The following is a 23,161-nucleotide window of genomic DNA, read 5'->3' on the forward strand; positions in this document are numbered from 1 at the left end:
TTACTAGCAAGCGCAAGCCCCGAGAAGCACGCTTAACATGTAATATGGAATGGAATTATGGCAACGAATATTATTCGTTGCTTTGGGCTATGTCATCGATAACAGTATCATTACATGGACGATAACCAGTAAGATAACTCGCACGAGCCAATAGATGGGCCGCAACAGGTGTAGTCAGCAAGACAAACATGACACCAATAATGGCACGTACCGAGACCGCTGCATCTTGGCTCAACACCGCCACTGCAAGAAGAATCAGGCCACCACCGACCGCACCGGCCTTCGACGCCGCGTGCATACGAGTATAAAGGTCCGGCAGGCGCACGACCCCTATTGCGGCAAGCAGGGTGAATGCTGCACCCAGCACCAGCAGCGTACCACCGAGATAGAGTTCAACTCCCTCAAGCATTAGCGACCCTCCCCCTGCGCCGGATTTTGCCGGACACCGCGCAGCAGGATGTAGCGGGCGAGGGCCACTGTGGCGAGAAAACCCAGCAGCGCCAGCGCGATCGCAATATCGAGGTAAAGCCAAAGCCCGGTTCTAACGGCGATGGCTCCGACGAAACCCATGGCCACAACAGCCAGCAGGTCAAGCGCCAGCACACGATCGGACAAGGACGGCCCAATAACGATACGCACCAGCGAGACCAGCAGCGCAACGGCCAGCAGAACGAGCGAAATCAATGTCGCCCACTCGATAAACTGTGTGGCGGTCATTCGAACACCTCGTGGATCTTTTTCTCAAAGCCATTGGCAATGTCGGCGATCATGGCGTCCTTGGTGGTCATACTCAGGGCGTGCACATAGAGCACGGACTTGTCGGCCGCGACGTCGACACTGAGCGTGCCAGGGGTCAACGTGATCATGTTCGCCAGAAGTGTGATTTCGGCGTCGGATTTTACTGTAAGCGGCACAGCAATGATGGCCGGGCGCACCGCATTGGACAAGTCAGGACGCAGCACCACGATGGCCACACGGACCGCACTGACGACCAGTTCGTAGAGGAACAGCGCGGCCAGTGAGATGACACGTCGGATGCGCCGCAAGGCTTTGGGGCTGGAGAAAGCCTCGCGCAGCACCAGAACAGCCACGCCGCCGACCAACCCGCCCAAAAGAAGATTGACGCCGGAAAAGCTTCCCGAAATGCCGGCCCAGACCAGTGCGAGAACGACAACCAGAAAGACCGTACTCATAGCTCGTCTCCTGCCAGACCAGTGGCCTCGACATAGCGCGCCGGATCGAGGATATCGGCAGCGCCGGCGCTAACGCCCTCCATCAACGGTCCCGGCCAGAGCCCGGCGACCATGATGCCAACCACAAGGAAAGTTGTTGCGCCGAGGGCCAATTGGCCGCGTTTATCGAAGGGTTTGAGGGCCACCGAACCATTTTCGGACCCCTGCCCTTCCGGACCGGAACGCCAGAAGACGTGGGCCCAAAGGCGAGTGCCGGCGATGAGGGTGAGGACGGCATTTATCAATAATGCCAGGACCATAGTCGTACCCACCCAACCGGGTGCGGTGCCCGTGACGCCTTGGTCGAGGCCGGCTTCGAGCAGCAACAGCTTGGGCCAGAAGCCAAGGAAGGGCGGCACGCCGGCAGAGGCCAGGACCAGCAAGATGAACAGAATGGAGAGCGGCGCACTTGCGGCATAGAGACCACCCATCTGCCTCGTATCGGTTTGCCCGGTGGTCTTTTCAACCAGACCAGCGACCATATAGAGCGCTGTCATGGTCAGGATGGCATGGAAGATATAGAGTCCCGACCCGGCAACGCCATTCAGGCTGGGCATGGACAGACCAGCGATCACCGCCCCGATACCGCCGATCACCACAAATCCAATGGCGCGGCGCAGATTGGTTTCGGCGATGGCGCCCAGTGGCGCAATCAAAAGTGTCCCGATGGCGATGCACGCCAGCACCGGTTCGAGCATGTCACGGCTGGCGGGCAGCACCACCACAAGCGCGCGGAGCATGGCATAGGCGCCAACCTTGGTCAGCAGGCCCGCAAACAGCGCCGATATGGCTGCGGGCGGGGTGTGATAGGAGGCCGGAAGCCAGGCATTGACCGGGAATGCCGCCGCCTTCATGCCAAAGGCCAGCAGGAACAGCGCCGCTACACCAGCCATGGCGGCGGGATCTGCCGTGTTCGACACACGCATGATGTCCGACATATTCAGTGTGCCGAGCAGGCCGTAGAGCAGGCCCAAGGACATCAGGAAGAATGTCGTCGCCAGGAAATTGAGAAACCCGTATTTGACTGCGCCATCGAGCTGCAGTGGCCGGTTGCCCTGCACAATCAGCCCGAAGGAGGCGATCAGCATGACCTCGAACCAGACATAGAGATTGAACAGATCCCCGGTGAGGAACGCGCCGGTGACGCCGGCCAGCAGCAGCAGGACCATGGGATGGAAGGCATCGCGGCCGTCCGCATCGGCCCGGTCCAATTCTGCATAGAACAGTACAATCAGCGTCACCACAGCGGCAGCCAGGGCAAAGCTCGCGCCGAAAAGGTCAGCGGTCAGGCTAATGCCGAAGGGTGGCAGCCAGCGACCCATGGTCATACTGACCGGCCCATTGGCCAGCACTTCGAGCAATAGCGCGATCTCGCAGGCAATAATGGCGAGAACGACAATCACGGCACCGATTAACGGAGCGCCATTGCTGCGGCGGAACATCATCAGCCCGGCGGCCCCCATCAGGGCAAGCGCGATAGGCAGGACAATGACCCAGTCGGAGGCCGGGACCACCGTCTCGATCATGGCCTGGGGCAGATTTGTTGTCGGAGTGGGAGTGGCCATGGGGTCAGTAGCTCAGCGGCGGGTTGGGCGCATTGTCGGGCTCGGCCAGGCGCATGGTGTCGGTATTGTCGGCATCCAGGCTCTGATAGGCGCGGAACGCGAGGACGAGCAGGAAGGCAAACATCGAAAAGCCGATCACGATGGCGGTCAAAATCAGCGCCTGCGGCAGCGGATTGGCGATGGCGCCTTCGGGCACATCAAGCCCCTGGGGCACGATCGGGGCCACTTCCTGGGTCAGACGTCCCGCTGTAAAAATCAGCAGCAGCACCCCGTTGCTGAAGATGGTCAGGCCGATCAGCATGCGGATCACCGAGCGCGAAAGCAGCAGATAGGTCCCAATAGCGATGAACAGGCCCACCAGGGCGGCGAGGATATACTCCATCTTAAAGATCCTCTTCGCGGTCGCTTTCAAGCGACAGGGCAATGGCCGAAAGCGTACCGAACACCACGCAAAATACCCCCAGATCGAAGAACAGTGGCGTCGAGAGCGGGATGATGCTGGGGCCGAACTCCAGATAGAGCCAGATGCTGGTCATGAAGGGCGAACCGGTCAGCAGGCTCGCCAGGCCGGAAAGACCGGCCAGCACCACGCCGAAACCGGCAATTGCCATGGGGTCGAAGCGCAGGGACCGTCGCACCGCGCTAACCCCAGCGGCCATGCCGAACACGGCGATGGAAGCAGCCGCGATCAGACCGCCGATGAAGCCGCCGCCCGGTTCATTGTGCCCGCGCAGCGTCACATAGACCGAGAACACCAGCATGATCGCAACGATCAAGGGGGCCAGGGTGCGGAAGATGACCGTGTTCATGATGCGGCCTTCCTGGGCTTGCGGACCCGTTTGGGCTTGGCTGGTTCCGGCGATGTCGACACCCGCCTCTGCTGACGTCGCAACAGGGCCAGAACCGCCATGCCGGCGCCCATGACCACGGCAATTTCACCCAGGGTATCGAAGCCGCGGTAATCCACCAGGATCACGTTGACGATGTTATGGCCATGGGCAATGGGCACGCTGGTCGCTGTGAAGAAGTCGGACAGACGCGTATCGAGCGTTCCATTGAGCACCAGCATCAGCAGCAGGCTGACACCAAGGCCGCACACGATCGCCAGGGTTCCATCGCGGGCCCAGTCTTCGAAGGGGCGGTGATCGCGCTGATCGAGCCGCAGGCGGGTCATCACGAAGGTCAGGATGACCACGGAGAGGATTTCTACCATCAACTGGGTGAAAGCCAGGTCCGGCGCGCCGAAAAGCAGGAAGATCAGGGCAACAGCGGTCCCCTGCACACCGAGCGAGAGGATAGCCACAAGGCGCGACTGGGCAATCAGCACAGCAATCAGCCCGAACACCGCAAGCGCCAGGACACCCCATTCATAGGGCGCCAGGGCCGGCATGATCAGACGCTGGCTCCAGTCTCCCAGTTCCGCAGTTGGTTCGAGCCAATCGAGCCCGCCCCAAACCAGCATGGGGCCGAACAGGGCTGCGGCCAGCGCGGCAAAGACGATCACCAGGTAGAACTCAAGTTGCCCGTGATGCAGGAAGCGTGTCACAGCGCCCGAAAAACGGATCAGGCTGAACATGACGATGTCGAACACGGTATCGGCCGTCCAGCCAAGAGCCTTGTCGAAACGGCGCAGCACCGTGCGGATGGTGTCGGCCTGGCGATAGACCAGAACGCCCAATAGCCAGGTCAGAGCGGACAGCCAGAGCAGCAGGCTGGTGAAATCCAGCGCCAGCGTCAGATGGCTTTTCACGGCGCGCCCCAGAATGGCCGAGGCTCCGGGCACCAGCACGTCATGGCCCAGCCAATCGGGCAGAATGCCGGCAATAATGCCACCGGCACCAAGCAGGATGGGACCTGCCAGCATGGCGATGGGCGCTTCATGCGGCTTTTTGGGTGTCCCCACAGCTTCACCGAGGAACGGACGGATCATTACCAGCAGCGCGACACCGGCAAGCATGGCGTTGCCGGCGACCAGGACGATCATGACCAGGATGGCGGTCCATTCACCGCTCATCAGCCCCAGATACATTTCTTCCTTGGCAAAATAGCCAATGGTGAGCGGCAGGCCGATCATTGAAAGCGACGCCAGCGCCGCGCCGATAAAGGTGACCGGCATCTTTTCGGCAAGACCGCCGAGCGCGGTGATTTCACGGGTACCGGCCTCGTGGTCGATGGCGCCTGCCACCATAAAGAGGCCCGCCTTGTAGAAGGCGTGCGCAACGAAATAGACCACCATGGCGGAAATCGCGTAATCGCTGCCAAGGCCGATCAGCAGCACCAACAGGCCAAGCGAGGCAATCGTGGTCTGCGCCAATATCTGCTTGAGATCGGTCTGCTTGAGCGCGCCCAGCGAGCCCCAGATCAGGGTAATGCCGCCGAAGATCACCAGCGTGCTGGTCCAGACATCCGTGCCCCCGAGCGAGGGCGTCAGGCGCGCCAGCAGATAAACGCCCGCCTGCACCATGGTGGCCGAATGCAGAAATGCTGACACCGGTGTCGGCGCTTCCATGGCATTGGGCAACCAGAAGTGCAGCGGGAACTGGGCCGATTTGGTGAAAGCTGCGCCAAGGAAGCAGATCAGCACCAGCAAATAGAGCTCGTTGCCGCGCAGCACCTCGCCCATTTCGCGCACGGCGCTCATCTCCCAGGTCCCGGCAAGCTGATAGACCAGGATGGCGCCTGCAAGCAGGAACATGCCGCCGATATTGGTGATCACCAGCGCCTGGATGGCGCCGCGTCGTGCCGCCTGGCGCGAGTGGTCAAAGCCGATCAGCAGGAAGGAGGTGACCGAGGTCAGTTCCCAGAACAGGAACAGGGCAAGCAGGCTGTCTGCCAGCACAAGTCCAAGCATGGCACCCATGAAGGCCAGCATATAGCCCAGGAACCGGCCTTGATGGTGATGCCCGGCCAGATAGCCCCCGGCATAGAGAATGATCAGCGTGCCGACGCCCGAAATGGTCAGCGCAAAGATCAGGCTAAGGCCATCGACCAGAAAGGACAGGTTGATGCCGTAGGCCGGGATCCATTCAATGACGCTGGAAACCGTCTCGCCGTGAATGATGGTATCGGCAAATCCCAGCAGATAGATGAAAATGCTGGCCGGAATGATCGCCAGGATCCAGCCCGCAAATGCGCCAGCGAAACGCTGGATATAGGGTGCCAGAATGGCAGCCACGAAGGGTGCAACGGCAGCAAGACCTATGCCTGCCTCAAATGACGACCCCAATGCTGCCACTCCTTTCTCGCCAAAGCGCGATTCCGATGGATTTGGCTTGCGACCTTACTGATTGAGGCCCGTGGAACAAGCGGAATCGGTCGGGGTGCGACCAAAGGGCCAACAGATTTCGATCTCCTGCGGGGGTGGCAAAGCCGGGTCGAGCGGCCTATGTCCTGTGGCAAGTTCTTGTGGCAGCCCGCCGCCCACCCGTCCGGAGACATCATGACCAAGGCTACCCCGCCCATTGCCAGGCGCATTCCGCATTCGCACACGCATCATGACATCACCCGTGATGATCCCTATGCGTGGTTGCGCGCGGAAAACTGGCAGGAGGTGATGCAGAATCCCGAAACGCTTGATCCGGATATCCGCGCCTATCTCGAGGCCGAGAACAACTACTACGAGACCGAATTCGGCCAGCCGACCGCGGATCTGCAGGACAAGATCTACAAGGAGATTCGAGGTCGTATCAAAGAAGATGACAGTGGCGTTCCATCACCTGACGGTGAGTGGGCCTACAACACGCGGATGCTGGAGGGGAAACAGTACCCGCTCATCGTCCGCACGCCGCGCAATGGTGGCGAGGAAACCGTGCTGCTCGACTGCAACGTGGAGGCAGGGGACGGTTACTTTGGTTTTGCCGGGGCCGGGCATGATCCCTCCCACAGCTACATCACCTGGGCTGCCGATCGGGCCGGCTCGGAATATTTCGATATCGTCGTGCGCGAACTGGCCAGCGGCAAGGATGTCGAAACCATCAAGGATACGGCGGGCAGCACTGTGTGGTCCGCCGACGGCCGGTCCTTCTACTATACAGAATATGACGACAATCACCGCCCGTTCCGTGTGCGCCACCACAGACTGGGCACGGCGCAGGCCGATGACCCCATCGTCTATGAGGAAAAGGACCCCGGCTTCTTTGTCGGCGTGGGCAAGACGCTTTCGGACAAGTTCATCGTCATCGACGCGCATGATCACCAGACCAGCGAAGTCTGGCTGATCGATGCCGAACGCGGTGGCGACCCACGGCTGGTCGCGCCGCGCGTCACGGATCGGGAATACGAGCTCGAAGAGCGTGGTGGCTTGCTCTATATCCGCACCAATGCGGATGGGGCTGAGGATTACAAGATCGTCACCGCTCCGACCGACAAACCTGCCGCCGAGAACTGGACCGATCTCGTCCCGCATCGCGAGGGTGTGCTCATCCTCGACATCGCGGTGTTGTCCAACCATCTGCTCCGGCTCGAACGCGAGGACGGCCTGCCGCGCATCGTGGCGCGCGACCTGCGCACGGGCAAGGAGGAGATCGTTGGCTTTGAGGAAGAGGCTTATGCGCTGGGCATGTCGACTGGCTATGAGTTCGACACCAGCGTGTTCCGGCTGACCTATTCCTCGCCGACCACGCCCAGCCAGGTGTTCGATGTCGATCTCGAAACCGGCGCGCGAACCCTGCTCAAGACCCAGGAAGTGCCTTCGGGCCACGACCCTGCCGATTATGAGACCAAACGCCTTTTCGCCACGGCCAGTGACGGCGAACAGGTGCCGGTGACCCTGCTCTACCGCAAGGGCACACAGCTCGATGGGTCCAACCCAGCGCTGCTCTATGGCTATGGCTCTTATGGCATGTCGATGCCCGCCAGCTTCTCGGTTTCGGTTCTCTCGCTGGTCGATCGGGGCTTTGTCTACGCGATTGCCCATATTCGCGGCGGCATGGACAAGGGCTATCGCTGGTACAAGCAGGGCCGGCGCGAGCACAAGACCAACACCTTCACCGACTTCATCGCTGCGGCAGAAATGCTGATCGAGGCCGGGTACACGCAGCAGGGCCAGATCATTGCGCAGGGAGGCTCGGCCGGCGGCATGCTGATGGGTGCCATTGCCAATCTGCGGCCCGATCTCTGGGGGGGGATCATTGCCCAGGTGCCCTTTGTCGACGTGCTCAACACGATGCTCGATGACACGCTGCCCCTGACACCGCCGGAATGGCCCGAATGGGGCAACCCCATCACCAGCGCGGAAGACTATGCCCGCATCGCGGCCTACGCTCCCTATGAGGCCGTCTCGGCCCAGGCCTATCCGCCGATCTTTGCGCTGGCCGGGCTTACCGATCCGCGGGTGACCTATTGGGAGCCGGCCAAATGGGTGGCAAAACTGCGGGCAACCAAGAGCGGGGATGCACCATTGTATCTCAAGACCAATATGAGCGCCGGCCATGCCGGTGCGTCCGGCCGCTTCGACCGTCTCAAGGAAACCGCCCAGTGCTATGCTTTTGCAATAAAGTCAGCGGGATTGGACGGTTAGTTGCCAGCACGACATTGTTGCGCCAAGCGCATGTGCCTATAACCGGAGCCGAAATGCGGCTCGCGCCAGCGTCATCCTGAAATCCAACCGGAGGCTAACATGACCACGTTTGAACTGCCCGCCCTGCCCTATGCCTATGATGCACTGGGTCCCTATATGTCAGCAGAAACCCTGGAGTTTCACCATGACAAGCACCATCAGGCCTATGTGACCAACGGCAACAATTTGCTCAAAGACTCCGGCCTGGAGGGCAAGAGCCTTGAAGAGATCGTCAAGGAAAGCCACGGCAAGAATGCGGGCCTGTTCAACAACGCAGGCCAGCATTACAACCATATCCACTTCTGGAACTGGATGAAGCCCAATGGCGGCGGCAAGTCGCTGCCGGGCAAGCTGCAGGCGGCAGTCGACAGCGACCTGGGCGGTTTTGACAAGCTGCGCGCCGACTTCATCGCGGCCGGCACCACCCAGTTCGGTTCGGGCTGGGCTTGGATTGCGGTCAAGAACGGCAAGCTGGAAGTGGCCAAGACCCCGAACGGGGAATCGCCGCTGGTCAATGGCGCCAGCCCGATCCTGGGCGTCGATGTGTGGGAGCACTCCTACTACATCGACTACCGCAATGCGCGCCCGAAATATCTCGAGGCCTGGTTCGACAATCTGGTGAACTGGGAATATGTGGAGAAGATGTTCGAGGAAGCCACCGCCTGATTGTGGCGCTTCATGAAGAATACAAGCGGCGGGAGCGATCCCGCCGTTTTTTTTATTCCGCCTTGGCTGGCGTCGAGCCATTGGGCCGGGAGAGAATATAGCCCGCGCTGCCGCCCAAAATAGCGGCGCCGGTGAGCCATCGCCAATAGCCGGGCCTAGCGCCGATCCAGAAAAACGCCACCCCCACGGCGATGCTGCAACAAGCCAGGATCTTGGCACGGCGCGGAATGGCGCCCTGGTCACGCCAACGCCGGATGCCGGGCGCGAGCTGTCGCGGTGCCGCATGGCACTATTGTCTCTTGAGAACTGGAACCACGCTCTTCTATCCCCCGTTTGAGCATGTTAACGAAGGCTTAACGAAACGAAGGTGATTTGCGTGACCGCTGCGGGCAAAACTATCGCCATATTGGCAGCCAATCCGGCCCTTAGCGCTCTGCTGACCATGGTGCTGGCAGGCGACTCGCGGCTTCGCGTCCGTCCCTTCGACAGCGAGGCGGAGCTGTTCGCCTATATGCGCATCGCCCCGCTCGACATGCTGGTGGTTGACTTCGACCGCGAGGGCCGCCCCGCCTATGAGATGGTGGAAGCCATCCGCCTCGACCCAAGTCTGGTATCGCGGGACCTGCCCGTAATCGCGATGACCCGCGCCATTACGCCGCCCATGCGCCAGCAGGCGATCAGCGCCGGCATCGACGAGGTGCTGGTCAAGCCGATGTCGCCACGCCATCTGCTGCAGCGGGTGCAGGCGCGCCTGCTCAATCGCAGCGTTATCGGCGCATTGGGCTTTGGCTATCGCGGGCCGGAACGGCGCAATCGCGTGCCCATGCGCACGCCTGAGCCGCATCCGGGGCGGCGTTACACGGACAATGTCGTGCCACTATTTCCCGAGCGCCGCGCCGCGCGGCCGGATCAGAGCCCTTTGGCCTGATCGCTCGCCGCCAATTGCGCGGGCGAGCCCGGAGAACGGCGCATCGCCGGTCTACTGGAAGAGCCCTAGGGCCGCTGCTCGTATACCCAGACCACCTTGTTCCACAGATCCTCGACGGTATCAGCGAACTGGATATTGCGATCGTAGTGGGGCACCGACGCGGCCAGCACATCGGCGGCAAAGCCGCGCACCACTTCAAAGGCGCGATGCCGGTTGAGCATGACCACCGGGCGTGAAGCGCCTGAGGCCCATGCGCCAAAAAGTGCTGAAACCGAAGCAAGCGATCCTGGCAGCACCACGAAGGCCGCGCTCTGCGTGGCGAGATAGGCCTGTCTCTCCGCCTTGTCCGGCAGCACGGTGATGGGCACCCCGGTCAACGCCTGTGGCAATACAATACTCTCATCCGCCACGACCTCGACGACGCCTCCGGCGGTGCGCGCAGCAGTAATCAATGGCACAGGGATGACGCCCTGTTCGGCCAGACACAGCATGCGGGCGCCCTTGCGAGCGAAAACGCGCCCGACTTCGCCCATCAGGCTGGCGCGTTCGGGATCACCCGGCCCCTTGTCAGAGGCAAAGATGGCGACCGTGACAGAGGTCCGCTCGGGATTGGCCATATCAGCGCCTCCCCTTCAGACCGCCAAGGATGCCGCGCACCAATTCCCGGCCCAGGGTATTGGCCACCGTGCGGGCAAATGAGGTCATTGCCGCTTCGGTCGGCGATTGGCGTGTGCTGCGGCGGGGCGCTGCCGCCTTTTCGGCACGCGCCCGTTCCTTGGCCAGCCGTTCGGCTTCTTCGAGCCTCTGTGCCTCCAAGGCGGCACGTTCCTCGGCCAATTGCTTCTCGCGCGCCCGCTTGTGCAGCACTTCAAACGCCGACTCGCGGTCCAGCACGGTGTCGTAGAGGGCGCCAACCGGTGAATTGGCGAGCGCCGCGTCACGTTCGGCCGGAGAGATTGGGCCGACCTGCGCCGACGGCGGGCGGATGAAAGTGCGTCCCACCATGGAGGGTACACCCTTGGTTTCGAGCACGGAGACCAGCGCCTCGCCAATGCCAAGCTGGGTTATGGCCTCTTCGGTCGAGAATGCCGGATTGGGCCGGAACGTCTCGGCCGCCACCCTTACCGCCTTCTGCTCGCGCGGCGTATAGGCGCGCAAGGCATGCTGGACGCGATTTGCGAGCTGGGCCAGCACACTCTCGGGAATATCGACCGGATTTTGCGTCACAAAATAGACCCCGACACCTTTGGAGCGGATCAGCTTGACCACCTGCTCGACCTTGTCGACCAGTGCCTTTGGTGCATCATCGAACAGCAGATGGGCTTCATCGAAGAAGAACACCAGTCTGGGCTTGTCGGGATCGCCCACCTCGGGCAGCTCCTCAAACAGTTCGGAGAGCAACCAGAGCAGAAAGGTGGCATAAAGCCTTGGCGATTGCATGAGTTGGTCGGCCGCCAGGATCGAGACCACGCCCCGCCCATCGGCATCGGTGCGCATCAGATCGTCAATCACCAACGCCCGCTCACCGAAGAAATGGTCGGCGCCCTGTTGTTCGAGCACTAGGAGCGCACGCTGAATGGCCCCGATCGAGGCGGTGGTGACATTGCCGTAGCGCGCGGAAATCTCGCGCGCCCGCTCCTGCACCTCCACCAGCAGCGCCCGCAGATCCTTCAGATCAAGCAACAGCAGGCCTTCCTCATCGGCGACCCGAAAAGCAATGTTGAGCACGCCTTCCTGGGTGTCGTTGAGGTCCAGAATGCGGCTGAGCAGCACCGGCCCCATTTCCGAGATGGTCGCGCGGACCGGGTGCCCCTGCTTACCGAACAAATCCCAAAAGATGACCGGATAGATATCGTCGGCAAAATCGGTGAAGCCGATTTCTTCGGCGCGTTGTGCCTGCCAGTCCTGCGCCTTGCCCATGCGGGAAATGCCAGAGAGATCGCCCTTGATATCGGCGGCAAAGACCGGCACACCCGCCGCCGAAAAGCCTTCTGCGAGCACCTGCAGGCTCACCGTCTTGCCAGTGCCGGTTGCGCCGGTAATCAGCCCGTGGCGATTGGCGTACTTGAGCTTGAGATATTCCGGCTTGTCGCTCACGCCCAAGAAAATTTCGCCGTCCACGAGCATGCCGCGCCACCTGTTTGTCCGTTATTGGCCGTACTTATAGCGGCCCAGCGGCGCCCGGAACAAGCAAGTGACAAGCGGGCAGGCCGCGTTTTAGACGTCGACATCTTGCCATTTGGCGTATTTGAACATATTTTATGCCAAAAGGAGCAACCCATGTTGCATGAATTGCCACGGACAGAAGCCATTCCCGAACTCGCTACCATCACGGGTGCAGAGTCGGCAGCGATGGCGCGCGCGGTGATGCGACTGTTCGAGCGCTGGGGTGTGAATGACGCCGAGGCCCGCGACATCCTCGGCGGGCTGGCCGCGCGGACCCATGCTCGCTGGAAAGCCGGTGAACCGGGCCGGATCGACCGCGACCTGGCCACGCGCCTTTCGCTCCTGATGGGTATTCACAAGGGCCTGCGCTATCTCTTTACCGACCCGGAACGCGGTTATGCCTGGGTCAGGAAACCCAACCGGGATTTTGGCGGCCGCACGCCGGTTGAAGTCATGGCCGAGGGCAGCCTGTTCGCTCTGGCGCGGGTGCGCAGCTATCTCGATTCCGAGCGTGGCGGCTGGTGAACGACACCCTGGCCCTGGCGCCGGTCACCTGGCCCAAAGCGTACCGTCTGATCCGCTCGATCCACCCGCCGATCGACCTGTTCGAAGATATTGCTGATCCCCGCGACTGGGAGGCTCTGGCTTCGGCTGAATCGAAAACCAATCCGCGTCTGTGGGACCATTTGGGCCGGCTCGATCTGGTGCCGCCCGAACGGCGCGTCGGCGGGCCGGGCGCGAGCTATCTCATGGCGCCATTCGTGCATGTCAGCCACGACAGGCCCGGCCGTTTCACCGATGGCAGCTATGGGATTTACAGCGTCGGCAATACCGAAGAGGTCGCAATCCGCGAGGTGGCGCATCATCACGGCCGGGCCATGGCCGCGAGCGCTGAAGCGCCGGGCTGGACTTCCCAGTTTCGCATGCTGGTCAACCGGCTCGAACTCGACCTGCATGATGCTCGCCCGTTCGACCGCCTTCATGACCCTGACGACTATCAGGTGTCCCAGGCTCTGGGTCGGCAGCTTCGGCGCGCCGGCAGCAATGGCATCGTCTATCGCAGCGTTCGCGCCAGGGCGGGTGAGTGCGCAGCCATCTTCTGGCCAGACCTGATCCCCGTGCCGATACAGGCCGACCACTTCGACTATCACTGGGTCGGAAATCATGTCGATCGCATCCGCAATTGCAGGACAGGCGCGATCTTCGGGCTTTGAGAGCTTGAGCCGGTCCGCGGGCTAAATCCCCACCGCCCGCATCTCACCGACCACAGTGCCCCGCACGTTCTTGATCGGCTGACGGGCGAACTGTTCCAGTACGGCCTTCTGGTTGGCGTCCGGATCGGCGAATTTCAGCAGCAAGGCAGCGACCATGGTGTGGCTGGCGACCATGTTGCCGTCATCGCACTTAAGGGCATAGCCCCAGCCCTTGTCCCGGATAGCGCCGCATTGCACCCCTTCTGCACCGCCTTTCTGCATGACACGACCCATGAAGGCTTCCATGACCAGCGTGTCGAGGTGGCCGGTGCCCGCAACCAAATGAGGGTGGCTGGTGGCCGCATCGAAGAGGGCCTGGGCTCCTTTGGCATGCTCGCCATCGAGGCCTTCGCCTGTCGACATACGGGCAAAGCCGCAGGCCCAGGCGTGCAGCGGAGCGGCCCAGGTGGGAATGGAGCAACCATCTGTACCGCAACGGTCTTCGGTCAGTTCCTCGCCGATCACATATTCTACCGCTGCCCGCACGGCTCTTTGTACGTCATGCTCGCGGTCGACATAGCCCTCTGTCGGCACGCCCATGGCCAGCGCGACGCTGAGCATACCAGAATGCTTGCCCGAGCAATTATTGTGCAGGGCACTTGGCTCGGTGGCGGCCGCTCTAAGAGCCTGACGCGCCCTGGCATTGGTCGGCATGTGAGCACCGCATTCCAGATCGCACTCGGAAAGCCCCATGCGCTCGAGAAACTGGTTCACATGGCTCACATGCTCGTCCTCGCCATGATGCGAAGCGCAGGCCAGCGCCAGTTCTTCGGGCGAATGGTGAAAGCGATCAACGGCGTGCCGATCAAAAATGGCCAAGGCCTGCATGGATTTTATAGCGGATCGAGGGAAGATAGGCCGCTCGATATCGCCGGCCGAGGCAATCACCTGCCCGTCAGCATCAACGATGACAAAGGCACCGCGATGCCGGTTTTCAACCCAATTGCCGCGCACGGCCTCGGCGAGAATCGGGTTGGCTTCCATGACAAAAAAACTCCGGTCCTGATTGGCTACCACGAACAACCGAGGACCGGAAAAGTCAACATGCATGGGTTGCTGGTCCAACAAGACCAACCTGGACGAGAGGTCAGATGTCCCAGTTCTCGACCGGAACGAGATAGCGCGAATTGACCCAGCCCTTGGTGTCGCCGCGTTCGACAAGACACCAGTCAGAGCTGTTCTCGACCTCGATGCAGCGCTCGACCCAGACATGCAGGCCCGGCGCAAAACTTCCCACCTTCTGCGAATAGCTGGCCGGCCATTTGCGGACATTGAGCCTGTCCCAATGGGCGACGCCAGTGACCTGACCGAGCGTATCGACAGGATAGCCGGCGGCCATGGCGGGCTGTACGGCAACCCCGGCCGCTGCGGTGACGATCAGACCGCACAATGCGGCGACGAGAACCTTTTCCTGTGCCTTGTTCATTTCGTGTGCCCTCCGAAACTTGATGTTGGAGATACCCTGGCCCCAGGCCTTTGAACCATTGCTGATGGGTGTATTCAGCTTGCGTTCATCCTGGAGCCGGGGCGATGAAGTGGTCAGTTCAGGTCCCGCTGGTGGACATAGAGATAGATGCTGTTGCCGCCGGCGAAGCGCAGTGAAACCACGTCATTGTGGTCGTAGCCCCTGGCCGCGAGCGCGTTCATCAGCGTCGCATTGCGGGCAATGGGCTCGCGCAAGGTGTTCACATTGCCATCGAGAAACAGCGTGCCGTAATTGTTCTTGCCGGGAACGGTGGGATCTTCGCAGATCGGATAGAGAAAGATCTTCTGGTTCCGGATGCCCTGGATGTCGAAGGCGTTAACCGAGCGCAGATGACCGATTTCGTCCTCACAATTGTGATCGGGGCCCGAACCGGAATAGCTGGGATAGTTGGGCCGGGTTGGCGCCTTGGCCATCTGCGCGTAGCTGGGCAGCACGGCAGAAGTCGTAACGAGACCTGCAAGCAGGGCGAGTGCGGTGAGTTTGAACATTTGGTGTCTCCTCGATTCTTGGTGAAGCGGCCAATTAGGTGGTCCGCCTGTCGATGCTGCGCACCGACCTTGGAGACAGTTATGAGCGCTCGGGCTTGAACCGGCGCTGAGAGTGTCGTTCATCATTCGTTAACGCGTTGAAACCACACCCGAACGGTTGGCAGAACAGGCGTTCCGCAATAGGTTGGCGAACCCGGAACGCGGAGAATTCGCGTGGAAAAAGAGGAGGTTCTAATGACCAAGGTTCTGGTGACTGGCGGTAGCGGCAAGCTTGGACGGGCGGTGCTGCGCGATCTGGTGGAGCATGGCTATGACGTCCTCAACCTCGACCAGCAGGCCCTGCCCGAGCCGATCTGCCCCAGTGTGCGGGTGGATCTGAGCAATTTCGGCGAGGTGTCGAGCGCCATTTTGGGGGGCGTGGATGAACGGGGCGGGCCGTTCGATGCGGTGGTGCATCTGGCCGCCATTCCGGCACCTGGCCTGTCAGCCAATGCGCGCACGCTGACCAACAATGTCACCTCGAGCTACAATGTGTTCGAGTCCTGCCGGCTGGCTGGAATCAAAAATGTGGTGTTCGCATCGAGCGAGACCGTACTCGGCCTGCCGTTCGACAATCCGCCGCCCTATGCGCCAGTGGACGAGGAATATTTCCCGCGCCCTGAAAGCGCCTATTCGCTGGGCAAGCTGCTCGACGAAACCATGGCGGCCCAGTTCTGTCGCTGGGATCCGGAATTGCGCATGGTGGGGCTCAGGTTCTCCAATGTGATGTATCCGGAGGACTACAAGGCCTTCCCGAGCTTCGACAGCGAACCGCGTAAGCGCAAATGGAACCTGTGGGCCTATATCGATGCGCGGGACGGTGCCCAGGCGGTGCGGCGGGCGATCCAGGCCGAGTTCAAGGGGTTCGAGGCGTTCATCATCGCCAATGCGGATTCGGTGATGTCTCGGTCCAATATGTCCCTGCTGGCCGAGGTATTCCCCGAGGTCGAGCAAAAGGGGAATATTACCACCAATGGCACGCTGCTCTCGATCGAGAAGGCCAAGCGCATGCTAGGCTATTCGCCGCAATATAGCTGGCGCAACGAAGTGAAGTAGCCGTCCGGTCGGGCGGGCGTCAGCACCACATCAAGCAATAATGCATCGGAAATGTGCATTTTGTGCACTTGTGCTTTTTTTCATCAAAGGCATAAGTGCGCAAGATGCCGAGCCCCGACCTGTCTATTCTGATCATTGACGAGAACCGCATCCGCGCCTCGATTATCGAGGAAGGTCTGCGTGAGGCTGGCTATGCGCGCGTGGCAGTGATCCATGACGTCAACGAGGTAGGGCGCACCATCTCGCAGACCACGCCCGATGTGGTCTTCATCGATCTAGAAAACCCCAAGCGCGACACGCTGGAACATTTCTTCTCGCTCAGCCGCGCCATCCAACGCCCCATCGCCATGTTCGTCGACCGCTCGGATGGCACCATGATCGAGAAGGCGGTCGAGGCGGGGGTCTCCGCCTATGTGGTGGATGGCCTCAAGAAAGAACGCGTCAAGCCGATCCTCGACATGGCGATCTCTCGCTTCAACGCCTTTTCCCGACTCAGCCGCGAATTGGAGGAGGCGCGCAGCGCGCTTGAGGAGCGCAAGATCGTCGACCAGGCCAAGGGCATCTTGATGAAGACCAGGGGCCTCTCCGAACCCGAGGCCTATGCGCTGCTGCGCAAGACCGCCATGAACCAGAACCGCCGGTTGATCGACATTGCCCAAAGCCTGATTACCGCCGCCAATCTGCTTGGGCCATAGGAGCGCAGCCATGTCCCTCCCCCATCTTACCGCCGGCTTTCTCCCCCTGCTCGACAGCGCCCTGCTGGTGCTGGCGCATGAACTGGGCATTGCTGAGGAGGAAGGCTTTACGCTGGGCCTGACCCGCGAATCCTCCTGGGCCAATATCCGGGACCGGACAGCGCTGGGGCATTTCGATATTGCGTTGGTACTGGCGCCGATGCCGATTGCTGCCAATCTGGGCCTGACCCCCATTGCGACCCCGATGATCGCGCCGGTAATGACCGGCCTGGGCAACAATGCCATAACCGTCAGCGCGGATCTTTGGGCACGCATGGAGGACGCAGGTGCGCCGGGCGATCTTGGCGCCGGGCCAGCCGGGAAAGCACTGGCGCAAGTGGTTCGCTCCAAAGGACGAAAACTGCGCTTTGGCGTGGTGCACCAGACCTCCTCGCATAATTACGAGCTGCGCTATTGGCTTGCCGCCAGCGGCATCGTGCCGGACAGGGATGTTGAAATCGTCGTACTGCCGCCGCCGCTTCTGCCGGAAGCGCTGGGCGCCGGGAGCCTTGACGGCTACTGCGTGGGCGAACCCTGGAACAGCGTCGGCGTCGCCAGGTTCGGCGCGCGCATGGCCACGACAAAATCATCGATCTGGCAGTGGAGCCCCGACAAGGCCATCGGCATGCGTTCGGACTGGGCCGATGCAAATCCGGACCTCGTGGCCGCCACAATTCGCGCAGTTTATCGCGCCGGCCAATGGTGCCAGGACAGCGCAAACCATTTGCGGGCGGCCGAGATCATGGCGGGACCAGCCTATCTCAACCAGCCGGTGGAGATTGTCTCGCGCGCCCTTACCGGCCAGATCGATGGTGGGGCGCAGCAGGTGAGCATCCCGGATTTCTACGTGCCGCATGCCGGGGCCGCCAACTTTCCCTGGAAGAGCCATGGCCTGTGGTACTACAGCCAGATGGTGCGCTGGGGTGAAGTCGGATTTAGCACAGCCAGCGCAGCCATCGCCGCCAACACTTTCCGGCCCGATCTCTATCGCGCCGCGCTGGCGCCGCTCGGCGTCGCCGTGCCCGCCCAAGACATGCGCATCGATGGCGACCAGGCGGATAAGCATGCCACGCCCGCGACCGGCGGCACGCTCGAATTGGGACCCAATCTGTTCTTCGATGGCCAGATTTTCGACCCCGACGCGATCGAATCCTACATCCGCACGCAGGCGGCCGATTAAGCCTATTTCATGCGCACGCGATTTTTTCTGCACAAGAAATGAACACCACCTCGACCGCATGCCGACGCAACGGGCATTTTCCTCGGCGTGGTCGAGACTGTCTATTTTCTCCAATTCATTGATCTAATTGTTCTTTCACCGAAGCGGCTCAATTGGCACGCTTCGTGCAATGTGTTGAGCGGATGAGCTCCTCCCAAGACGGCTCATAACATATCGGCGTCCGATGACGGGCGCTCCAATGGCAAAGCCGCCAACTGGCAAGCGTCCGATCACCTGATCGGAGCGCGTGTCCAGTTGGCGGTATTTTCGTTTGGAGCTCTCGCAAGGCCGCTGGGTGTCGACACAACACGGAGACGATGATGACTGCGACTACCTGCCCCACGCCGCCACGCCGCCGCCTCAACTCGCTGCTTGCCGGCCTTGCCCTGGGTTTGCTCAGCAGCACGGTTGGTAGCGCCGCCATGCTCGACGTCGAAAAGGACGAACTGAAATTTGGCTTCATCAAGCTCACCGACATGGCGCCGCTCGCTATCGCCTATGAGCTTGGCTATTTCGAGGATGAAGGGCTCTATGTGACCCTGGAGCCGCAGGCCAACTGGAAGGTCCTGCTCGATGGTGTCATCACCGGCTCGCTCGATGGCGCCCATATGCTCGCCGGTCAGCCGCTGGCGGCCACAATTGGCTATGGCACCGAAGCCCATATCGTCACCCCCTTCTCCATGGACCTTAATGGTAACGGCATCACCGTCTCCAATGCCGTATGGGAGTTGATGAAACCGCATCTGGAGATGGATGCGGACGGCAAGCCGGTGCATCCCATCTCCGCTGCCGCGCTCAAGCCGGTCATCGAAGACTTCGACATCGAGGGCCGCCCCTTCAACCTGGGCATGGTGTTCCCTGTTTCCACCCACAATTACGAATTGCGCTACTGGCTGGCCGCCGGCGGCATCAGTCCAGGCTATTACTCGCCCGAAGATGTTTCGGGGCAGATTGCGGCCGACGCCTATCTGTCCGTAACCCCGCCGCCGCAGATGCCCTCGACACTGGAGGCCGGCACTATTGACGGCTATGCGGTAGGCGAGCCCTGGAACCAGGCGGCCGTGTTCAAGAAGATCGGGGTGCCGGTCATCACCGACTACGAGATCTGGAAGAACAATCCCGAAAAGGTCTTTGGCATTACCGCCGAATTCGCTGAAACCAATCCAAACACCACGCTGGCGATCACCAAGGCGCTGATCCGCGCCGCCAAATGGCTCGACGAGGATGACAACGCCAACCGCGCCGAAGCGGTCGAAATCCTGTCACGCTCCGAATATGTCGGTGCCGACGCCGAGGTTATCGCCGCATCGATGACCGGCACGTTTGAGTTTGAAGCCGGCGACGTGCGCGACGTCCCCGACTTCAACGTGTTCTACCGCTACTTTGCCACCTACCCCTATTATTCCGACGCCGTCTGGTACCTGACCCAGATGCGCCGCTGGGGTCAGGTGGCCGAGGACATGCCGGAAAGCTGGTACGACGAGGTCGCCAAGTCGGTCTACAAGCCGGACATCTATCTCGAAGCCGCGCGGCTGCTGGTCGAAGAGGGCTTGGTCGAGGAAGCCGACTTCCCCTGGGACAGCACCGGCTATCGTGAGCCGACAGCCGAGTTCATCGACGGCGTCACCTATGACGGCACCCAACCCAACGCCTATATCGACAGCCTTCCGATTGGCCTGAAAACCGGCGACAGCGTCGTCGGCGCCGAAGTTGTCGCTGCCGCCAACTGACATGCTCGGGTGGCTGCGCGGCGGCCACCCTCAGCCCTGAGGACTGCATTATGACCCTTGCAAGCGAAGCCCCCGCCACCAGTGGCCACCAACGGCAGAAGCTGTTTACTGCCATCAACCGTTCCGCCGCCTGGCTCAGCGCATTGGGCCTGGGCTGGCTCGTGCCGCTGCTGAAAATTGCCGCTGGCGACGATCCGCGCGAGCAGATGGGAGAATTGCGCGACAGCCTGCTCTTTCCCCTGCTCGGCATTGGTGCCTTCCTGCTCGCCTGGGCAGTGCTGGCGCCACAAGTGCAGACCTCGCTCGGCGCCATCCCCGGCCCAGCCCAGGTCTGGGAACAGACCGGAGCGCTCTGGCAGGATCACTTGTCTGAACGCGAAAAAGAAGCGGCCTTTTATGAACGCCAGGAGGTGCGCAACGACGAACTGGTCGCGGCGGGCCGCCAGGACGATGTCAAATGGCGCGGCTATACCGGCAAGCCAACCTATCTCGACCAGATCGTGACTTCGCTCAAAACCGTCGGCCTGGGCTTTCTGATCGCCACAATCATCGCCGTGCCGCTTGGTATTGCCTCGGGGCTCAGCAAGCCATTTAACGGCGCGCTCAATCCGCTGGTGCAATTGTTCAAGCCGGTCTCGCCGTTGGCCTGGCTGCCCATCGTGACCATGGTGGTGTCGGCCCTCTATGTGGACGCCAGCGACGCCTTTCCCAAGGCGCTGGTGATCTCGGCGGTCACCGTGACCCTCTGCTCGCTTTGGCCCACGCTCATCAATACCGCTTTGGGGGTGGCCTCCATCGACAAGGACCTCGTCAATGTGGGCAAGGTGCTGCAGCTTTCGACGCCCACCACCATCACCAAGCTGGTGCTGCCCTCGGCCCTGCCGTTGATCTTCACAGGGCTGCGTCTGTCGCTTGGTGTTGGCTGGATGGTGCTGATCGCCGCGGAGATGCTGGCGCAGAACCCGGGGCTGGGGAAATTCGTCTGGGATGAATTCCAGAACGGCTCGTCCTCCTCGCTGGCCCGCATCATCGTGGCCGTGCTCACCATCGGCATTATCGGCTTCCTGCTCGACCGGGTGATGTTCACCCTACAGACCGCCTTCACCTTCTCCGGCAAGCGATAGGACCGAAGCATGGCTCCCATTCTCCAGCTCTCCGGCATATCCAAGCATTTTGGCGAAGGCGCCAAGCGCGTCGATATCCTCAAGGACATCAATCTGGACGTCGAGGATGGCGAATTCGTTGCCATTCTCGGTTTCTCCGGGGCAGGCAAGACCACCCTTATCTCGATGATGGCGGGCCTGTCAGAGCCTGATATGGGCGGCGTCATCTATCGCGGCAAGGAGATCGACGGCCCCGGCCCCGAGCGCGGCGTCGTCTTTCAATCCTATTCGCTGATGCCCTGGCTGAGCGTTTCCGGGAATATCGATCTGGCGGTCAATGCCGTGCACAAAACCAAGTCGCGCGCCGAAAAACTCGCCCTGCGCAAACACTATGTGGAAATGGTCGGATTGGGCCACGCCGCAGACCGGCGGCCGGCCGAGTTGTCCGGCGGCATGCGCCAGCGCGTTGCCGTTGCCCGGGCGCTGGCCATGCAACCTGAAATCCTGTTGCTCGACGAACCCCTCTCGGCCCTCGACGCGCTCACGCGGTCCAAGCTGCAGGACGAGTTCGCGCAGATTTCCGAGGCCGAGAAGAAGACCATAATCCTCATCACCAATGATGTGGATGAGGCCATTCTCCTGGCTGACCGGGTGATCCCGTTGACGCCCGGCCCCGGCGCAACGCTTGGTCCGCATTTCAAGGTCGATATTGAGCGGCCGCGCGACCGGGCCGAGCTCAATGGCGATAATCGCTTCATTACCCTGCGGCGCGAGATCACCGAATATCTCATGGATGTCGGCGCCAGCCGCAACCCGTCGGGCGAAGCCGACTATGTCCTGCCCAATGTCACGCCCATTGCCCGCGGCAAATCGGCTCGCCTGCCCAGCGCGTATACCAATGCGGCTGCTGCATCCGGCATGCAGGACGACTATCTGCGTTTTGACGCAGTCTCCAAGGTCTATCCCACGCCCAAGGGGCCGCTGACCGTAGTGGATGGCTTCGACTTCCAGATGAAGAAGGGCGAATTTATCACCCTGATCGGGCATTCGGGCTGCGGCAAGTCCACCGTGCTGTCGATGGTCGCGGGACTGAACGAAATTTCCGCCGGCAATATCGTGCTTGATGGCAAGGGCGTTGTCGGGGCCGGTCCCGAGCGGGCCGTGGTGTTTCAGGCTCCGTCCCTGATGCCCTGGCTGACCGCGCGTGAAAACGTCGCCCTGGGCGTTGATCGCGTTTACCCCACTGCCGGCCCGGCAGAGCGGCGCGACGTGGTCGAATATTACCTTAACCGGGTCGGGCTGGGTGACGCCATGCACCGCCCCGCTTCTGAGCTCTCAAATGGCATGAAGCAGCGCGTGGGTATTGCGCGGGCCTTTGCCCTGTCGCCCAAGCTGCTGCTGCTCGACGAGCCCTTCGGCATGCTCGACAGCATCACCCGTTGGGAATTGCAGGACGTGCTGATGGATGTCTGGGCGCGCACCCAGGTGACCGCCATTTGTGTCACCCATGACGTCGACGAAGCCATTCTGCTGGCCGACCGGGTGGTGATGATGTCGAACGGACCCAATGCAAGGATCGGCAATGTCATGGAGGTGGACCTGCCGCGCCCCCGTTCCCGCAAGGCACTGCTGGCCCACAAGGACTACTACGGCTATCGCGAAGAACTGCTCGATTTCCTCGAAGCCTATGAGGGGGGCGCCAATCCGGATCAGCAAACGCTGGACCGCATCCGCGCCAAGAGAGCGCGACGCATTGAGAGTGTGGCAGCGGCAGAATAGATGCCTCTTTTTCGCCCACCGCCGGACGCACTGCACAATTCATAACCTTTGCGTCCGGCAGCCACGTAACAGAGAATATGCAAGTCGCTGTCAACGCAGGATAAATATGCCAAAACAGTTTGGCACGGTTCCTGCAACATCGTACCCGACAGAGCTCCTC

Annotated in this window: 23 protein-coding genes; 11 read left to right on the forward strand and 12 right to left on the reverse strand. The window is 61.3% G+C overall.

Going from position 1 to position 23,161, the window contains the following annotated elements; all coding sequences use genetic code 11:
• Positions 1-70: 70 nt before the first annotated feature.
• Genes mnhG through GGR20_RS03535 form a run of 7 tightly spaced genes read right to left on the reverse strand, consistent with a single transcriptional unit; the run spans position 71 to position 6,023 of the window.
• Positions 71-409, reverse strand: a complete 339-nt coding sequence (gene mnhG, locus GGR20_RS03505) for a monovalent cation/H(+) antiporter subunit G (protein WP_183309811.1) — start codon at positions 407-409, stop codon at positions 71-73.
• Positions 409-717 (reverse strand): MrpF/PhaF family protein, encoded by a 309-nt coding sequence (locus tag GGR20_RS03510; RefSeq protein WP_183309812.1) that lies wholly within the window; start codon positions 715-717, stop codon positions 409-411. The genes mnhG and GGR20_RS03510 overlap by 1 nt, the downstream gene beginning before the upstream one ends.
• Entirely contained in the window at positions 714-1,193 is a 480-nt protein-coding gene (locus tag GGR20_RS03515; RefSeq protein WP_183309813.1) for a Na+/H+ antiporter subunit E, read from the reverse strand. The genes GGR20_RS03510 and GGR20_RS03515 overlap by 4 nt, the downstream gene beginning before the upstream one ends.
• On the reverse strand, positions 1,190-2,797 hold the full coding sequence (locus GGR20_RS03520; RefSeq protein ID WP_183309814.1) for a proton-conducting transporter transmembrane domain-containing protein: 1,608 nt from the start codon (positions 2,795-2,797) through the stop codon (positions 1,190-1,192). Before GGR20_RS03520 ends, GGR20_RS03515 begins: the two co-directional genes overlap by 4 nt.
• Before the next feature lie 4 nt (positions 2,798-2,801).
• Complete coding sequence (locus GGR20_RS03525) at positions 2,802-3,179, reverse strand: Na+/H+ antiporter subunit C (RefSeq protein WP_116589696.1); 378 nt, start codon at positions 3,177-3,179, stop codon at positions 2,802-2,804.
• Position 3,180: 1 nt separating this feature from the next.
• A complete protein-coding gene (locus tag GGR20_RS03530) occupies positions 3,181-3,606 on the reverse strand; it encodes an MnhB domain-containing protein (protein WP_183309815.1) in 426 nt (141 codons plus the stop codon).
• The gene (locus GGR20_RS03535; protein WP_210283041.1) at positions 3,603-6,023 is read right to left on the reverse strand and encodes a putative monovalent cation/H+ antiporter subunit A; all 2,421 of its coding nucleotides are present in this window, start codon (positions 6,021-6,023) and stop codon (positions 3,603-3,605) included. The genes GGR20_RS03530 and GGR20_RS03535 overlap by 4 nt, the downstream gene beginning before the upstream one ends.
• 213 nt (positions 6,024-6,236) lie before the next feature.
• Between GGR20_RS03535 and GGR20_RS03540 the strand changes: the two genes are divergently transcribed.
• The 3 genes from GGR20_RS03540 (at position 6,237) to GGR20_RS03550 (ending at position 9,948) form a co-directional block, all read left to right on the forward strand.
• A complete protein-coding gene (locus GGR20_RS03540) occupies positions 6,237-8,315 on the forward strand; it encodes a S9 family peptidase (protein ID WP_183309816.1) in 2,079 nt (692 codons plus the stop codon).
• A gap of 99 nt (positions 8,316-8,414) precedes the next feature.
• On the forward strand, positions 8,415-9,020 hold the full coding sequence (locus tag GGR20_RS03545; RefSeq protein WP_183309817.1) for a superoxide dismutase: 606 nt from the start codon (positions 8,415-8,417) through the stop codon (positions 9,018-9,020).
• Positions 9,021-9,396: 376 nt separating this feature from the next.
• Positions 9,397-9,948, forward strand: coding sequence for a response regulator (locus GGR20_RS03550; protein ID WP_183309818.1), 552 nt, complete (start codon positions 9,397-9,399; stop codon positions 9,946-9,948).
• Positions 9,949-10,013: 65 nt separating this feature from the next.
• Here GGR20_RS03550 and GGR20_RS03555 read toward each other — a convergent pair whose 3' ends face one another.
• Together GGR20_RS03555 and GGR20_RS03560 are read right to left on the reverse strand one after the other, a co-directional pair.
• Complete coding sequence (locus tag GGR20_RS03555; protein ID WP_183309819.1) at positions 10,014-10,565, reverse strand: LOG family protein; 552 nt, start codon at positions 10,563-10,565, stop codon at positions 10,014-10,016.
• Position 10,566: 1 nt separating this feature from the next.
• Positions 10,567-12,075 carry a helicase HerA-like domain-containing protein gene (locus GGR20_RS03560; protein ID WP_183309820.1) on the reverse strand — a complete coding sequence of 503 codons (1,509 nt, stop codon included), beginning with the start codon at positions 12,073-12,075 and terminating at the stop codon, positions 10,567-10,569.
• A gap of 153 nt (positions 12,076-12,228) precedes the next feature.
• On the opposite strand from GGR20_RS03560, the gene GGR20_RS03565 reads away from it, so the two are divergent.
• Positions 12,229-12,639, forward strand: coding sequence for an MbcA/ParS/Xre antitoxin family protein (locus GGR20_RS03565; RefSeq protein WP_183309821.1), 411 nt, complete (start codon positions 12,229-12,231; stop codon positions 12,637-12,639).
• The gene (locus tag GGR20_RS03570) at positions 12,633-13,328 is read left to right on the forward strand and encodes an RES family NAD+ phosphorylase (RefSeq protein ID WP_210283069.1); all 696 of its coding nucleotides are present in this window, start codon (positions 12,633-12,635) and stop codon (positions 13,326-13,328) included. Before GGR20_RS03565 ends, GGR20_RS03570 begins: the two co-directional genes overlap by 7 nt.
• Before the next feature lie 21 nt (positions 13,329-13,349).
• On the opposite strand, the gene GGR20_RS03575 is transcribed toward GGR20_RS03570, so the two are convergent.
• From GGR20_RS03575 to GGR20_RS03585, 3 genes are all read right to left on the reverse strand, one after another.
• Positions 13,350-14,351 (reverse strand): asparaginase, encoded by a 1,002-nt coding sequence (locus GGR20_RS03575; RefSeq protein WP_183309823.1) that lies wholly within the window; start codon positions 14,349-14,351, stop codon positions 13,350-13,352.
• Between the two features lie 103 nt (positions 14,352-14,454).
• Positions 14,455-14,793 carry an SH3 domain-containing protein gene (locus GGR20_RS03580; RefSeq protein ID WP_183309824.1) on the reverse strand — a complete coding sequence of 113 codons (339 nt, stop codon included), beginning with the start codon at positions 14,791-14,793 and terminating at the stop codon, positions 14,455-14,457.
• 113 nt (positions 14,794-14,906) lie between these two features.
• Positions 14,907-15,341 (reverse strand): hypothetical protein, encoded by a 435-nt coding sequence (locus tag GGR20_RS03585; RefSeq protein ID WP_183309825.1) that lies wholly within the window; start codon positions 15,339-15,341, stop codon positions 14,907-14,909.
• Between the two features lie 234 nt (positions 15,342-15,575).
• Here GGR20_RS03585 and GGR20_RS03590 point away from each other — a divergent pair, with 234 nt between their 5' ends.
• The 6 genes from GGR20_RS03590 (at position 15,576) to GGR20_RS03615 (ending at position 23,001) form a co-directional block, all read left to right on the forward strand.
• The gene (locus tag GGR20_RS03590; protein ID WP_183309826.1) at positions 15,576-16,436 is read left to right on the forward strand and encodes an NAD-dependent epimerase/dehydratase family protein; all 861 of its coding nucleotides are present in this window, start codon (positions 15,576-15,578) and stop codon (positions 16,434-16,436) included.
• A 104-nt stretch (positions 16,437-16,540) separates the two neighbouring features.
• Entirely contained in the window at positions 16,541-17,131 is a 591-nt protein-coding gene (locus GGR20_RS03595) for an ANTAR domain-containing response regulator (RefSeq protein WP_183309827.1), read from the forward strand.
• Between the two features lie 10 nt (positions 17,132-17,141).
• Positions 17,142-18,350: a CmpA/NrtA family ABC transporter substrate-binding protein gene (locus GGR20_RS03600; RefSeq protein WP_183309828.1), complete on the forward strand. Its 1,209-nt coding sequence runs from the start codon at positions 17,142-17,144 to the stop codon at positions 18,348-18,350.
• A 356-nt stretch (positions 18,351-18,706) separates the two neighbouring features.
• Entirely contained in the window at positions 18,707-20,119 is a 1,413-nt protein-coding gene (locus GGR20_RS03605; RefSeq protein WP_210283042.1) for a CmpA/NrtA family ABC transporter substrate-binding protein, read from the forward strand.
• Positions 20,120-20,169: 50 nt separating this feature from the next.
• Positions 20,170-21,243, forward strand: coding sequence for an ABC transporter permease (locus GGR20_RS03610; RefSeq protein WP_183309830.1), 1,074 nt, complete (start codon positions 20,170-20,172; stop codon positions 21,241-21,243).
• 9 nt (positions 21,244-21,252) lie between these two features.
• On the forward strand, positions 21,253-23,001 hold the full coding sequence (locus tag GGR20_RS03615; RefSeq protein ID WP_183309831.1) for an ABC transporter ATP-binding protein: 1,749 nt from the start codon (positions 21,253-21,255) through the stop codon (positions 22,999-23,001).
• Positions 23,002-23,161 lie beyond the last annotated feature (160 nt).

It is taken from the genome of Devosia subaequoris, from assembly GCF_014197055.1.
Classification (GTDB): domain Bacteria; phylum Pseudomonadota; class Alphaproteobacteria; order Rhizobiales; family Devosiaceae; genus Devosia; species Devosia subaequoris.